Annotated in this window: 14 protein-coding genes; 3 read left to right on the top strand and 11 right to left on the bottom strand. The window is 44.7% G+C overall.

What is annotated here, in order from left to right:
- Positions 1-286 (top strand): transposase (locus G519_RS0122955; RefSeq protein WP_029196693.1); only part of this gene is annotated, 286 nt, incomplete at its 5' end.
- Positions 287-647: 361 nt separating this feature from the next.
- Here G519_RS0122955 and G519_RS50415 read toward each other — a convergent pair.
- The 11 genes from G519_RS50415 to G519_RS0122900 form a co-directional block, all read right to left on the bottom strand.
- The gene (locus tag G519_RS50415) at positions 648-794 is read right to left on the bottom strand and encodes a hypothetical protein (protein ID WP_154669604.1); all 147 of its coding nucleotides are present in this window, start codon (positions 792-794) and stop codon (positions 648-650) included.
- A 78-nt stretch (positions 795-872) separates the two neighbouring features.
- The gene (locus tag G519_RS52310; protein ID WP_244280187.1) at positions 873-2,063 is read right to left on the bottom strand and encodes an AbfB domain-containing protein; all 1,191 of its coding nucleotides are present in this window, start codon (positions 2,061-2,063) and stop codon (positions 873-875) included.
- Positions 2,064-2,306: 243 nt separating this feature from the next.
- Positions 2,307-2,876, bottom strand: a complete 570-nt coding sequence (locus G519_RS52305; protein WP_244280186.1) for a sialidase family protein — start codon at positions 2,874-2,876, stop codon at positions 2,307-2,309.
- Positions 2,877-2,983: 107 nt separating this feature from the next.
- A complete protein-coding gene (locus tag G519_RS0122935) occupies positions 2,984-3,931 on the bottom strand; it encodes a glycoside hydrolase family 43 protein (protein ID WP_029196692.1) in 948 nt (315 codons plus the stop codon).
- 31 nt (positions 3,932-3,962) lie between these two features.
- Positions 3,963-5,042 (bottom strand): glycoside hydrolase family 43 protein, encoded by a 1,080-nt coding sequence (locus G519_RS0122930; protein ID WP_051253604.1) that lies wholly within the window; start codon positions 5,040-5,042, stop codon positions 3,963-3,965.
- Positions 5,043-5,049: 7 nt separating this feature from the next.
- A complete protein-coding gene (locus tag G519_RS0122925) occupies positions 5,050-5,916 on the bottom strand; it encodes a carbohydrate ABC transporter permease (RefSeq protein ID WP_029196690.1) in 867 nt (288 codons plus the stop codon).
- 15 nt (positions 5,917-5,931) lie between these two features.
- A complete protein-coding gene (locus G519_RS0122920) occupies positions 5,932-6,864 on the bottom strand; it encodes a carbohydrate ABC transporter permease (RefSeq protein WP_051253603.1) in 933 nt (310 codons plus the stop codon).
- A gap of 80 nt (positions 6,865-6,944) precedes the next feature.
- Entirely contained in the window at positions 6,945-8,324 is a 1,380-nt protein-coding gene (locus G519_RS0122915; protein ID WP_244280185.1) for an ABC transporter substrate-binding protein, read from the bottom strand.
- 175 nt (positions 8,325-8,499) lie between these two features.
- On the bottom strand, positions 8,500-9,330 hold the full coding sequence (locus G519_RS0122910; protein WP_029196687.1) for an AraC family transcriptional regulator: 831 nt from the start codon (positions 9,328-9,330) through the stop codon (positions 8,500-8,502).
- Positions 9,331-9,513: 183 nt separating this feature from the next.
- Positions 9,514-10,845 (bottom strand): sensor histidine kinase, encoded by a 1,332-nt coding sequence (locus tag G519_RS0122905; RefSeq protein ID WP_029196686.1) that lies wholly within the window; start codon positions 10,843-10,845, stop codon positions 9,514-9,516.
- Between the two features lies 1 nt (position 10,846).
- A complete protein-coding gene (locus G519_RS0122900; RefSeq protein WP_029196685.1) occupies positions 10,847-11,533 on the bottom strand; it encodes a response regulator transcription factor in 687 nt (228 codons plus the stop codon).
- 227 nt (positions 11,534-11,760) lie between these two features.
- On the opposite strand from G519_RS0122900, the gene G519_RS0122895 reads away from it, so the two are divergent.
- Both G519_RS0122895 and G519_RS0122890 read left to right on the top strand, forming a co-directional pair.
- A complete protein-coding gene (locus G519_RS0122895) occupies positions 11,761-12,777 on the top strand; it encodes a DJ-1/PfpI family protein (protein WP_029196684.1) in 1,017 nt (338 codons plus the stop codon).
- A gap of 41 nt (positions 12,778-12,818) precedes the next feature.
- Complete coding sequence (locus G519_RS0122890) at positions 12,819-13,451, top strand: DUF2306 domain-containing protein (RefSeq protein WP_029196683.1); 633 nt, start codon at positions 12,819-12,821, stop codon at positions 13,449-13,451.
- Positions 13,452-13,634: the final 183 nt, after the last annotated feature.

Here is a 13,634-nt window from a genome sequence, read left to right as displayed (position 1 = left end):
GTATGATTATTCTCCGAATGTCGAAGTCGCAACGCATGGTTTTAATCGTTGGCTTGAGCAGGGTGAACAAATCGCTCACACAGCTGTCAAAAGTGCGCTGAAAACGATGCGTAACTGGCAGGACGAAATCCTCAATTACCACCATTGCCGTTGGACAAATGCTACTGTAGAAGGTCGTCATAACCGTATTAAAGCATTTCAACGACGTCATTATTTCTTGCGTAACCCAGATCGATACAAAGCGGGCATTTTAGTTGAATGTAATCTTCATCGACTTTCAAGCTAAATATTCAAGCACTGATTTTGAGGTTGAGCCTAAATATTCAAGTACTTCTTAAAACCAATTGCATCGTATATGGGCGTTAATTTACCTGCGTGGAACAATTGAGGAAGTCACACCGTATCCCGACGATCCGTCTGGTCTGCTCACCTTGTTCCCCAAGGGAGTTCAATAAAAGCAGCGGCAGTCTAGGATAGCCCTAATACGAATAGCCCTTTCAATCATCAAATCGAAAGGGCTATTCGTATTAGGTTACTCTTTTCTATCTTAGATGAATCAAAATTGGACTCCGCCTTGACCGCGGTCAAGCTTAAAATCCTAGCGCCATTCTTTTTCATCCTCAGTTCTAACATTATCCAATACTTCTCTAATGGTCCGCATACCACATATGGCAACGGAAACGTTTGTTCTTTGCTTCATACGGTTCCAAATAGTTATCCAGTCCCATCGGTGCGCCACCGAATCCAACACAAGAAACGTTTAAGTTCGTACGTCCAAGTCTTCTAAATTCCATTCTCTACACCTCTTCGGGCTAACCCCGAATTATTGATTTAAAAAAGGGCCCCGCACGATGGCAAGGAGCCCCTATTTATTATCTTAGAAAAAACGTAGCATCTTGCTGATCCAGAGTCGTTGAAATTGTTGTCATATAAAGCAGACCATTCATATGCCGCATATATTGACCCGGGAAGTTGTAGGACTCCAAAGATACCCCTAAGGCATTCGATAGACCTGAGCGACGGTTCCAAGTCGCATCGCTTTTGAATTGAGTTGAATTGTCGTTGATGTCCATCCAGACTTCACCGTTACGGTGTCTTAAGAAATGGCCGGGGAAGTTGACCGATTCAAGGGAAACCGCTGCTGCATTGGCAAGCCCGGGAACCATTTTCCACCCAGAATCAGCAATAGATGTACCCAGATTACTGCTGATCTTGCCTCTGCCATCTTGGTGGCGAATAAACGTATCGGGAATATTGGAGGATTCAAATTGATTTACAGGTAATTCGTAATCTACACGTACCAATTTCCAACGCTGCGTATCAAGCCCGTTAGCGGTCCATTGAATGACCTTGGTTCCGGCCGGTGCGCCTCCTCCTGCGTTATCTAAGAAAAGACCGCTATGTTCATTCATACTGGTGTAATAACCATTACCCATGTAAGCGAATTTCCAGCGCTGCGTATCCAGGTAGTTGTCCGTCCATTGATTGACCTCAGTCCCGGGTGTTCTCACTCCATTTTGGTCATCCAGTACAAGGTTATTGTTCATGTTCATTATCCTAAAAAAGCCGTTGCCCCTATACTCTGTCAGCCACCATTGCGTATTTAACCCGAGATCATTATATTCGATAACCTTGGTTCCCGCAGGCGAACCTCCCCCTGCATTATCTAAGACAAGGTTATTATTTTGATTGATGAATTTATATTGGGCGCCGGATACGATGATGGAATGCCCATTGATTTGAGCAACATTTGCTCTTATCTCATTAAGGCTGCCATTTTTTACACTATTGACCTCAAGCAAGAGATTGTTGCTTAAAGATAGAAGCGTGCCACTCCAACCCGCTACTGTATTATTATTGCTTCCCGATACCGTTAACGGAGCGTCGATTTCTGACCATGTGGCACCGTTGTCGCTGCTCGTAAACATTTTATTATGGTTGGAGACGACATCCGACATACCTCGTACGTATAATCTGCCATAAGTGCTTCCGTCATCAACATATGCTACTTCCGGGCACTGAGATGCACGATAAAACCCTGTACCAACCACAGCTCCCAACACCGATGGGGTTCCCCAGTTGATCCCATCTGTAGATGTTTTAAATCGGACAGCAAAGTTAGGGCTTGCACCCAAATGCTCATAAAACATAAAGTAGTGCCGTTTTTCGCACGGGTAACTCTCGGCATTCCCGGACGCCAAGCACTGTCCGTATTCTTGCCGACAATAATGCTATAGTTCCCCCAAGTGAGACCCCCGTCACTCGAAATTTCCTGAGCAATCGCTTGGTTATATCCCGCCTGCCTTTCATCGGAATAATAGCAAATCAGTCTGCCATCGCTGGAAACAGCAAATTCTGGCTCCCAAGTGTGATGTGTGCCGGCGCCGCCTTGTGCGGCCAAAGTGCAATTGCCAAGTAGCACCGTTATCCGTACTTCTCCAGATATGGATTGTATACTGAGTACCGGCACTCCAGTCCGATGATGCGAACAAGAGCGTACCGGCTGGGTAAATGCCCACTTGCTGCGGCAAAACATATAGTGTAGTCATCCCTTGCTGATCCCGATTTAAGCCGTAGTTGTTGGGATCAATCTGAGTATAGTAAGACCAGGTCAAACCGTTATCGGTGCTTCGGTAAAAATTGAACGCCTGCATACCAACAAAGCCCGTGTTTCCTGGGAATTTCCTTGTGAACGTGGCCAGTATATTCCCATTGTTCAGCTTTACAGCCCTAGTATAATAAGGCTCGGGTTCCGCCGTATTACTGTAAATGACCGATCCCGATGTAGCTGCTTTTGCGGATGTAATTACGAACAGTTGAGTAAATAACGTCAGCATTAATGAAAGTAACAAAGCAATTTTCATTTTTTTTAACATCTCAAACCTCCGTTTTGTTTTCGTTTTGAATATGAAGTTGCCTCAGCAAGTCACTACACAATTTGTCACCTCCTCTCTAATTGACATTGTTTAATTTTCTCTTTCGTTCACTCCCCTGAAGGAACAGCGATGTCCTCTGTCGTCCCGATCGGAATCCCAAAATCCGGAGTACCATCCGAGCGCCAACTGAACTTTTGCACCCGGGTACTGCGTAGACTAGTAGCTTCGTTTGGGGCAGAAAGGGCATGGTAGACAATCCAATCTTCTGTTCCGTCAGGCGATACCGTAAAACTATTATGACCTGTTGCAAAAACACCGTTTTCCACACTTTTCCGGAACACCGGCACCATGGATTTCTCCCAAGAAGAAGGATCCATCGGATCCGAAGCTTCGTCCATCGTCAGCATGCCTAGCGCATAGTCTTCAGACCATGTGGTGCTTGCAGAATAGACGAGAAATACTTTTCCGTTTCTTTTCAAAATAACAGGGCCCTCGTTAATGGCCATTCCGCCTTGCTTTTCCCATTCCAATGTTGGTGCCGTTAGCAACACATTTCCCCCTTCAACGGTCCATGGATTCGTCATACGCACAATATAAACCGCCGACCCATAATCAGGAAAATGGCCGTATCCCGCATACATAAAATAGAGTTGATTGTGGTGGGTCATCACTGAACCGTCCAGACCGGGGTATTCAGTTGCAATGACCCCTTTCCACACCCATTCGCCGTTCATTGGGTCTTCTGCTTCATTCTCCAGTACACATACTCGCCGAGTATCGTCGCCACCGCCATCATTCGCAGTAAAGTAGATATACCATTTATCTTCTAACCTATGAATCTCCGGAGCCCACAAATTATAACTGTAAGGACCGTTTTCTTCCGGTTTCCAAATTACTTTATTTTGCCCATTTGCGATTCCAGTCATGGAAGCGGATTTTCTGAGCTCCAACTGTCCGCCTTGTGTTGACATAAAGTAGTAAAAACCGTCACTATGCTTAAATATCCAAGGGTCAGCTGCTTTATCGAGAATGGGGTTGCGAAATGTTACTGTCATTTGTTCTCTCTCCTTAAAGTTTCCTCTAATTTTATTTTCTTTGTTTAATAACCGGTCCATCTGTTTGGAGCGTTGAAGTTGGACCATTACCGTCATTTATGACCGGCCAATCATCCTTCCACTTGATCCGATCGATCATTAAGACGCGACCTGAAGATGAAGTCTCCTTCAAATCATACGCATGGTATAACATCCAATCTTGACCCGCATCATCTTGAATGGTGGCATTATGACCCGGTGCTAGGAATGAATTATTCTTTTCAAGAATAGGATTGTCGGGATATGCTTCGAATGGACCGGTAGGTGACTTGGAGCGTGCAACCATAACCGCATAATGCGGATTATGTCCGCTATCTTGGCAGCAGTAATCACCTGAGTAAAACAGATAATAATAACCGTTTCGGTTCATTACCCAAGGACCTTCAACAAGATAGTCGTAGCCGTTACGGCTTTGAACGCCTGGACTCATAACAACAGTCTCCTCTCCAACAACACTCATCCCGTCATCAGAAAGCTGCTGTACATAAATCGGCTGTCTATCGGAGCCCCAATACATATACCTTTTGCCATTGTCATCTTGAAAAACATAAGGGTCGATCTTTTCAAAGCCAGTACCCCAAACGAGTGGTGATCCTTTATCCTTATAGGGTCCCATAGGGTTGTCAGCGACAGCGACACCAATCCCCATGCCTTTTAGCGGATCCCCATCATTCACCTTGGTTGAGTAATAAACATAGTATTTTCCTTGATGATAGGTGATGTGAGGTGCCCACATATAGCCCAATGTCGCCCATGAAGGAATTTGTTCCCCTGTAAATACCGAACCCTTCTCTTCCCAATCAATCAAATCCTTAGAACGTATAATGGGTAGAGCTACCAGATTCCCGTTATACTCGCTTTGTGTTGTAATCGCATAATAATAACCGTCTTTTGCCCTTATAATCGTTGGATCCGGCGCATCATGATGATAGATGGGATTCGTATAAGCTACTTGCTTCCCTTGTGGTTCTTTGATAAAACTCCACCAAATAGTGACAGCTGCCACAATCAGGAGAATTATGATACCGATTGCTTGCTTTCTGATTCGCACTTCCCTGGTCCCTTCCGACATGGAGTTCTTATCCCTTCATTCCCGTCATGGTAATCCCCTCAACAAAATACCTCTGAGCGAAAAAGAATAACAAAATGGTCGGAATCAACGCCAGCACAGCCCCTGCCATGATATACGTCCACTGTGCGTTATAGAATCCTTGGAAAGATGCCAACACGAGCTGAAGTGTAAACTTTTCCGGACTGTTGATGTAAATGAGCGGTCCAAGAAAATCGTTATAACCCGCCAGGAAACCAAAAATTCCTTGCGTGACCAAAGCCGGCTTCGATAAAGGAAGCATAATTCGGATAAAAATTTGGAATGGATTGAGGCCATCCATCTTTGCGGCATCCTCAAGCTCCATGGGAATCGTCATAAAAAATTGTCTAAGAAAAAATACCGCCGCCGCAGCCCCAAACATTCCCGGAATGATCAGCGGCATCCAGCTATCTACCCAACCAATATTTTTATACAAAATAAAGGTAGGAATCATGGTCACGACGCCTGGAATCATCATAGTGGCCAATAGCATCATAAACAGCACATTTTTTGCTGGGAAGCTCAACCGTGCGAATGCATTCGCAGCCAGTGCGCTTGTAAATAAACCGATCACGCAAGGCAGACTAATGACTAGCATCGTATTCATAAAACCTTTCAACACATTTGCTTCTGTTAATACGAATACATAGTTGCTCCACTCGAAATGTTCCGGGATCCACTTTGGAGGCATATCAAATACAACCCCTTGTTCTTTAAGGGACGTTGACAGCATCCATAAAAAAGGGATCGCCATCACGAAAGACCCGATAATAAGGAAAAGGTAAGCGATTGTCTTGCGAATCTGTTCTTGAGACCTCTTCTTTTTTTGCCTCACGCTTATTGCGAGATTGGACATATGAATTTCCTCCTCCTATTCGTAATGCACCCAACGCTTGGACATCCAGAAGTTCAGCAGCGTGATCATCATGATCAGAATGCCAAGCACCCAAGCCATTGCCGAAGCATATCCCATCTCCATATAGCGAAAGGCATTTTGGAACAAGTAGTATACAATCGTGGTCGTCGAGTAGTTCGGACCGCCCTCTGTCATGATTTGAAAGCGCGGGAAGTCTTGCATAGCCCCGATGATCGAGGTGATAAGAATGAATAACGTAGTAGGCGATATACATGGAATCGTGATTCGGAGGAACCGCTGCCAGCCATTCGCCCCGTCCATTTCCGCAGATTCATAGAGGCTCTTCGGAACGCCTTGAAGCGCAACCAAATATAGGACCATATAAAAACCGAGGCCGCCCCAGACTCCCTGAATGATCATGGCCGGCATCGCCCATCGCTCACTGCTAAGCCATGCTGGCCCATGAATACCGATCAAATCCAACAAATAATTCAACATCCCATATTCGGAGTTGAACATCCATTTCCAAAGGAGTGTTAAAGCAACCACAGAGCTGATCGTAGGGAGGAAAAAGACCGTTCGGAAGAACTGAATTCCGCGAATTTTTTGATTTAATGACATAGCGATGCCTAAGGCAATTACCATCCCAATCTGAATCCCAAGCGCTGAATAAAAAGTGTTAAATAACGTTTTCCAGAACAACGGGTCTTTTGTAAGAAGCCGTGAATAGTTGTCTGCACCTTGAAAAACAGGTGTTTGATAGCCGCTATATTGAGTGAAACTCACATAGACAGAGAAACTTAAAGGAATAAACGCAAACAGCAGAAATCCTAGGATCGGAGCAGAGATGAATAAATATGCCCACAAATACTCTTTGTATTTCCCACGCTTTCTTTGATACGACCTTCCGATGGAATGATAGTCGATGGAGGCCTCTATTTTCTGCATATTAATCCTCCTTCATATAATGGAAGAAGAAGAGGAGAACATGTTTCGGGCGTTCCCCTTCTTCCCCTTATACATATCAATTATTTAAACAATGCTGGATTACCTTCTTGGATTGCTTTATCTATCTTAGGTTTAAGATCTTTCATCAGATCAACAGCGGAGATCTTACCTTCCCACATTGGACCCATACTTTGACCGAGTAAATCCCACCATTTGGCGTTTGGCAAATTCGTCCAAGGCCCATTAATTTCATTTTCTGCCGCTTTAATAAATACACTTGCATGCTCCGGCTTTTGTCCGGGTTGAAGGAATATATCCGTGTTCGCCATCGATTTAAAGCTCGGAATCGCAAAACCCATTAAAGATTGCTCTTTTTGGCCTTCCGGTCCGCCCAAGAATTCTACAAGCTTGTAAGCCGCTTCCTTATTCTTCGATTTGCTGAAGATGCCAAGTCCTACAGAACCGCTCCATCCGGCCCATTTGCCATTCGTCGGCAGTGGCGCTACGTCCCAGTCAAATTTCAGCTTGCGGTATTCCGGAACCATCCAACGCCCCTGAATCATCATGGCAAGTTTACCGGTTTGGAACATTTGACCATCGTTCATATCTTTCAACGCAGCTGCGCTTGGAACCACTTTGTTTTTATTGGAGAGATCTGCCGCAAATTGCAAGGCATCCGTTGCTTCTTTACTGTTAAGCAGGAATTCTTTTTTATCATCGCTCAAAAATTTGCCGCCATTGCCCATTACGAATCCTTCCCACCAAATAGGTCCCATTCCGTATTGCTCGGTCTTGCCATTATTAGTGACTGTCAATTTCTTTGCGGTATCGAGCAACTGATCAAAAGTCATCGGCGAATCAGCACTTGGGAAAGGCACATTCATTTTTTTGAAAATATCTTTATTATAGTAAAGAACCGTAGGCCCAATATCCTTCGGTAAAGCGTATAATTTGCCTTGTCCGGTAACAGCGCCGTTATAACGATAACGAACCAGTGCGGAATTCCACATGTCGGCAGTATCGATTTTGCTGGACTTCATAAAGTCATCGATCGGGAGCAGTAAATCCTGGCTAACCCAACGACCGAAGTCTCCATCCGGTACATAAAAGACGTCGGGAGCGTCACCGCCGGCAAGAATGGTGTTCATCTTGCCTACGTAATCCGCCGGGATATGCAGATATTCAACTTTAATGTTAGGGTTTTTCTCCTGAAAACTCTTGATCAGCTTCGTGAAGACTTCTTTCTCAGATGGGTCGCCCCAACCAGCGAACTTTATGGTTACGGGTTTGCTTGCCGAAGTGCTTGCAACGGGTGTTGCGGTAGCAACTTTGCTGGTTTCGCTTGAAGTCGGAGTAGGGTCATTGCTGGTCTTACCGCAAGCGGTTACAAGACTCGCAAGTATCAATGCCGAAGTTATAATCAATAAGCTTTTACTAGATTTACTTTTCATACTACTCATTTCTTTCAATCCCCTCGCCCTTTTTATTTTTCTTCCTTCTATATTGTATAAGAGATCTTGAACGCCTTGCTCATGAAACCGCTTTAATATTGATACAAAAATAAGCGTTAATTGTTCGGTTTCGACGGTCGAAAAAAATGCCACCTTTAAAGGTGGCATTTCATTTATAGTTATTTTATTCATTCAGCTTACGCCATTCCATAGGTGTCATACCCACCATTTTAACAAAAAGATCATAAAACCTGCTGGAGGAAGTAAATCCAACTTCAGAAGAAATATATTCAATAGCTAGGTCTGTTTGCTGGAGCAGTCGTTTTGCCTCCTCCAAGCGAAGATTGATAATATATTGTTTTGGAGAAATGCCAAGCATCTCCGAAAATTTCCTGCGTAAAAGACTTTCCGAAAGGAAATGTCGTGAAGCAATTTCGTTAATTGTAATGGATGTATTATAGCGTCTATGGATTTCTCTTAACACCTCTTGAATGATCAAGCTGTCATCCGTCTTTTCTGGCAGCAACTGCGGAGTTATCATATTTTTATGATATAGCAATAAAACGGTTTCAAGAATATTCCTCATTAAGTCATAAGAATACTCGCTCTTCTCTTCTGTTTTCCACTCCAATTCCAGCTGCAAAAGAGACATATTCGCCCATTCCAAATGCTCTTCATGTAAGTGAGAAATCCGAATGTGAAGCGGCTTTTGATAAGCATTGAGAAACAAGTATTGGCAATAAGCAGGTATTCTATCAAATATAAAATGGACCGATATCCCTCTCCACGGCTTAATACATACAAATCCATGGTGAAGCTGTGAAGGGATTAAAATAAGATCACCTTTTGAGACTTTAATATTCTGTTCCGCCGAGCTGTAATACCCTTCCCCATCGAGAATAAGCGTTAGCTCATCATAATCATGAGAATGAGAAATATACAACCCTTCACCTTGCTCTGCCTGAAAGGTATGGGGTTTAAAATGCTCAATACTCGTAATAAACCCGTTCCCCATTATGCCACTTCCTTACACCATGATGTAGTATTTCCACCTTGTTTTTACTACTACAATAGTACAATACACATATACCCAAGTAAATAAATAATACAAAGGACAGTAACTTGATGTAAGCAACTTTTCCCAATAACTCCGCCTAGCATAAAGCTGATGATTCATTTGAGTTTTCAAAATTGAATTTTAATCATAAGCAGTTACAGGTATCCAACCTGTTAACAGTGCTCCCCTCTCCGAATGGTTACCTGCAGCAAGATCGCCTCCGTGCCGCCTTACAATTCTTTGCGAAATGGTTAACCCTAATCCGCTGCCACCAGTTGAGCGATTTCTAGATTCTTCACCACGATATAGAGGTTCAAAAACTCGTTGCAGTTCTTCCGAAGAGAAGCCCGGCCCTGTATCACGTATCGTAAACTTTACATTGTTACCATCTTTATAACATTGAACAACAATTTCACCATAGGAAGGTGTGTGTCTGACAGCATTATCCAAAAAATTGTTCATCATGCGTTCCAATAAGTGCATATCACCGCTAATGAAGCATTCGCCTGCAGCATGATTTGAGATCGAGATGTGCTTTTGCCGAGCTTGCGGACTTAGACTGTCAATCGACTTTTGGATGACGAGTTTAAAATCAATCGTTTGGTTATGAGGTTTCATTTCCAAGTACTCCATCTTTGTAAATGTGAAAAGGTCCTCTACCAATCGGTCCAATTGCGCCGATTTTTCCTTACAAACCGACAAATATTTTGTTATTTTATCTGGAGATTGGGCGATGCCTTGCTCCAAACCATCCAAATAACCTCTAAGGGCGAATAACGGGGTCCGCAAATCATGCGCGACAGCTGCGATCACGAATCGACGTTCTTCTTCCAATTCCGCTTGTTTTTGAAAAGATCTTTGAAGCCCCTTCACCATCACTTCGAATGCATCGCGTACTTCGGAGATTTCGGTGATCCTGGACCTGGGTAACTCCACTTCCCATTCTCCTGCGGCAATTTGTCTGGCTGCAGAGCTCATCCTTTCGAGAGGCTTTAGAAGGAACCTTCGCATTTCAACACCGATAATAAAGAAAGCTAACAATAGTCCAGCAAACATTGAAATCATCTGAACCGTATTTGACTTCGGCAGATAAATGACGACCCTTCCAAGTAAATGACCGTCCGCTATGACGGAGAAACGTTCAGTTGACGACAATGCGCTATGGCGCCCCGGATTAGACCGGTAAATTTCCTGATCTGACGCGGATAGAATATCTACCTCCATCTCCGTTTGCGTCAACTGTGTATGCAATAGGTTTTGCCAATTCGGATCCCTCCAATTGTCCGAGCCCGCTTCGATCAGGTGTATGGTCTCGTTTAAATGTCTTTGCAGAATCTCATCTTGCGACCCGCTTATTGCGAAGCTGAGCGTTTTTGTCTCCATGAAGTGGGCTGCAACATAGAAGATCCACGGCAGTAGCGATATAAAGAAGAAGACCAGCATAATAAACGTACGAATGCGAAGTGTTCTCATTTTATCCTCCCTCGAAGCGATACCCTACACCCCATACGTTGACCAAAAATTGCGGATGGTTCGGATCGGATTCGATTTTTTCGCGAAGTCGACCGAGATGCACCCGGATCGTATGCCTATCGCCCACCCCATCCCAAAATTTTGAAAGTATCTGTTCATATGTAAAAACATGCCTGGGGTGTTCGACGAATAATCGCAGCAATTCATATTCCCGCGGCGTAAGTACGACATTCTTCCCATCCACTATCACTTCTCTTGATGAGAGATTTAGCTTCATGCGACCAAAATCCAAGATCCTTCCATCCATTTGCAGCTGAGAAGCGGAACGCCGCAATACAGCTTTTATCCTGGCTACGATCTCACCAGGTGAAGCGGTTTTAACGATATAATCATCGCCGCCAAGCGTTAGTCCTCGAATCTTGTCCACATCATCGCTGCGTGCGCTCAAGAAAAGGATTGGAACGTTACTCTCCGCCCGAATCCGGCGACATAACTCAAATCCGTTTTGTCCCGGCATCATAATGTCAAGCACAATACAATGAATGGAGCTCTTCTCAAACAAGGCCCACGCCTGAGCGGTATCACAAGCGGTTATTACGTGAAAGTTTTCGTACTCTAAAAAATCCCTCAATAGTTCGACGATACTTTGATCATCGTCCACAACCAGTATCGTGCTTACTTCACTCATGAATATCCCACCTTTGCGTCCAGTCCAGTTTATCATTTTTTCTGCAAGAACGAACGACATCTCATGTATTGTGATGAAATGTTTATTGTTTTGTTACCTTTTTACAGCTTCGTTTGAGATATTCATTTGTTATGATTCTTCTAGCGTAAGCTAAGGGTGAAAATTGACGAGAAGGAATATCACCGGCTGAAATATCTTCTGACAAAATAAAACGAGGAGGTTTATGGATGTTAACGGTTCAAATCGTGCTTTTTGACGGCTTCGACCTTCTGGATGCCATTGCACCTTACGAGGTTTTTTGCGCCGCTTCCATGCATGCTGAAAACGCGTTAAGCGTAGAATTCGTCACCGCCGAAGGGCCAAGGTCCGTGGTTAGCGGCATCAACGGATTAAAAATGGAAGCGAACGGCAGACTGAACCCGGAACGTGCGGACATCATTCTCGTGCCTGGCGCGTCGGGTGACATCGAAGGAGATGGCCACGATTCGATCCCGGCTATCCTGACGCGAGCAATGAATACAGAATTGATCGGAATGATCGGGCAGGCAATCGGGCAAAAAGACATCGTCGTCGTCACGGTTTGCGGCGGTTCCCTGCTGCTGGCCATGGGAGGGCTCTTGGATGGCAGACCGGCAGTAACGCATCATCTGGGCATGGATTTACTAGGAGCAACCGGTGTCATTCCCGTCCCGGCACGCGTAGTGGATGACGGAAACCTGATAACCGGAGGCGGCGTCACTTCGGGACTCGATGTAGCGCTGTATCTGGTGGAACGAGAGCTTGGACCCCGTATCGCACACGCGGTAGAGCAGTTGTTCGAATATGAACGGAGAGGAACGGTTTGGCGGGAAAAAGGAATTGAGCCTAGCTCTCATAAGGCAGTTTCGGGCGAAGTAACGAACAAAGCGGGTATGACTTACGCCCCCCTGGAAACTGACTTCGACGGAGACTGGGATACGACAATCGCTACACCTGTTGGAAAACTGGAGGTCAGGCTCTCCATCACCACAAGTAATGGGATGATCCTAGGCAAGGCAACACGAGGGAGTGAGACGGTCGAATTTATAAACCCCGTACTACAGAACAACAAACTTACCTGGTCACTGCGCATCACGAAACCAATGCGCTTAAATCTTAAATTCGAAGTTACTGCCGACGGAGAACACATGACCGGGATCGCCAGGGCCGGCATACTGCCGGCATCCAAATTAACAGGCAAGCAGGTTTCCAAACCAGAATTGTGATATTGGCAATAAATATGGAGCCGCGAGGGGGTTGGGATCACATGAAGAAACGGAAAACATTATACGGAATATTGGCCGCTGTCAGTATTCTATTTATCCTTTACGCCTTGGCGGACAATTATATGATTGATCCTAGAGCCGAGGGATTTTTAAGCCATAAAACCGGACTGAGGCGCGAGCTTAATCTCCCTGTCTGGTTAAACGTTATGCACGTTCATGTTGCGTGTGCCTGCATCGCCATGGCGGCGGGGCTGCTCAATTTTTCTAATCGAATCTTTGAAAAAAGCCGCAAATTCCATCGTATAAATGGCTACGTTTATGTAGTGTCAGTTCTCCTTGTCGTGATTACTTCTGGATACATGGCGCCTTACGCCACCGGAGGAAAAATTAGCAGTATGGGATTCAATGCGCTTAATATTATTTGGCTGCTTATCACCATTATGGCGCTCGTACAAATCAAAAAGAAACGGATGATCCGGCACCGGAATTGGATGATCCGAAGTTACGCCTTATGTTTTACGAACATGTCGATTCATCTCATCACCTCCCTTTTTCATCAGGGATTCGGTCTCATTTACGTTACCAGCTATACAATTGGCGTTTACGGCTCCATTGTTCTGCTGCTGCTCATTCCTAACGTCATCATTAGAACAATCGGTCAATCAGTGAGGTAGCGGTTGCTCCGAAAACAAAAGAAGATAAGGATGCATCCAAGGACAAAAGCACTCATGTTTAAATCGTATTATTCGATGGTTTCGATCTGCTGGACGCATTAGGGCCATATGAAGCGATCCGATAAAAGCAACAGCGGCGGACTAGGACGTGAATGACCAAGCCTGGCCGCTGTTGCCGGTTAA

This window comes from Paenibacillus alginolyticus DSM 5050 = NBRC 15375 (genome assembly GCF_000422905.1).
Classification (GTDB): Bacteria; Bacillota; Bacilli; order Paenibacillales; family NBRC-103111; genus Paenibacillus_E; species Paenibacillus_E alginolyticus.
This window is presented reverse-complemented; position numbering and strand designations above follow the sequence as displayed.

Bases quoted from the DNA above. Each gene is read 5' to 3' on its own strand.
- G519_RS50415 (WP_154669604.1), bottom strand. From the start codon at position 794: ATGGAATTTAGAAGACTTGGACGTACGAACTTAAACGTTTCTTGTGTT.
- G519_RS52305 (WP_244280186.1), bottom strand. From the start codon at position 2,876: ATGTTAAAAAAAATGAAAATTGCTTTGTTACTTTCATTAATGCTGACG.
- G519_RS0122935 (WP_029196692.1), bottom strand. From the start codon at position 3,931: ATGACAGTAACATTTCGCAACCCCATTCTCGATAAAGCAGCTGACCCT.
- G519_RS0122930 (WP_051253604.1), bottom strand. From the start codon at position 5,042: ATGTCGGAAGGGACCAGGGAAGTGCGAATCAGAAAGCAAGCAATCGGT.
- G519_RS0122925 (WP_029196690.1), bottom strand. From the start codon at position 5,916: ATGTCCAATCTCGCAATAAGCGTGAGGCAAAAAAAGAAGAGGTCTCAA.
- G519_RS0122920 (WP_051253603.1), bottom strand. From the start codon at position 6,864: ATGCAGAAAATAGAGGCCTCCATCGACTATCATTCCATCGGAAGGTCG.
- G519_RS0122915 (WP_244280185.1), bottom strand. From the start codon at position 8,324: ATGAGTAGTATGAAAAGTAAATCTAGTAAAAGCTTATTGATTATAACT.
- G519_RS0122910 (WP_029196687.1), bottom strand. From the start codon at position 9,330: ATGGGGAACGGGTTTATTACGAGTATTGAGCATTTTAAACCCCATACC.
- G519_RS0122905 (WP_029196686.1), bottom strand. From the start codon at position 10,845: ATGAGAACACTTCGCATTCGTACGTTTATTATGCTGGTCTTCTTCTTT.
- G519_RS0122900 (WP_029196685.1), bottom strand. From the start codon at position 11,533: ATGAGTGAAGTAAGCACGATACTGGTTGTGGACGATGATCAAAGTATC.
- G519_RS0122895 (WP_029196684.1), top strand. From the start codon at position 11,761: ATGTTAACGGTTCAAATCGTGCTTTTTGACGGCTTCGACCTTCTGGAT.
- G519_RS0122890 (WP_029196683.1), top strand. From the start codon at position 12,819: ATGAAGAAACGGAAAACATTATACGGAATATTGGCCGCTGTCAGTATT.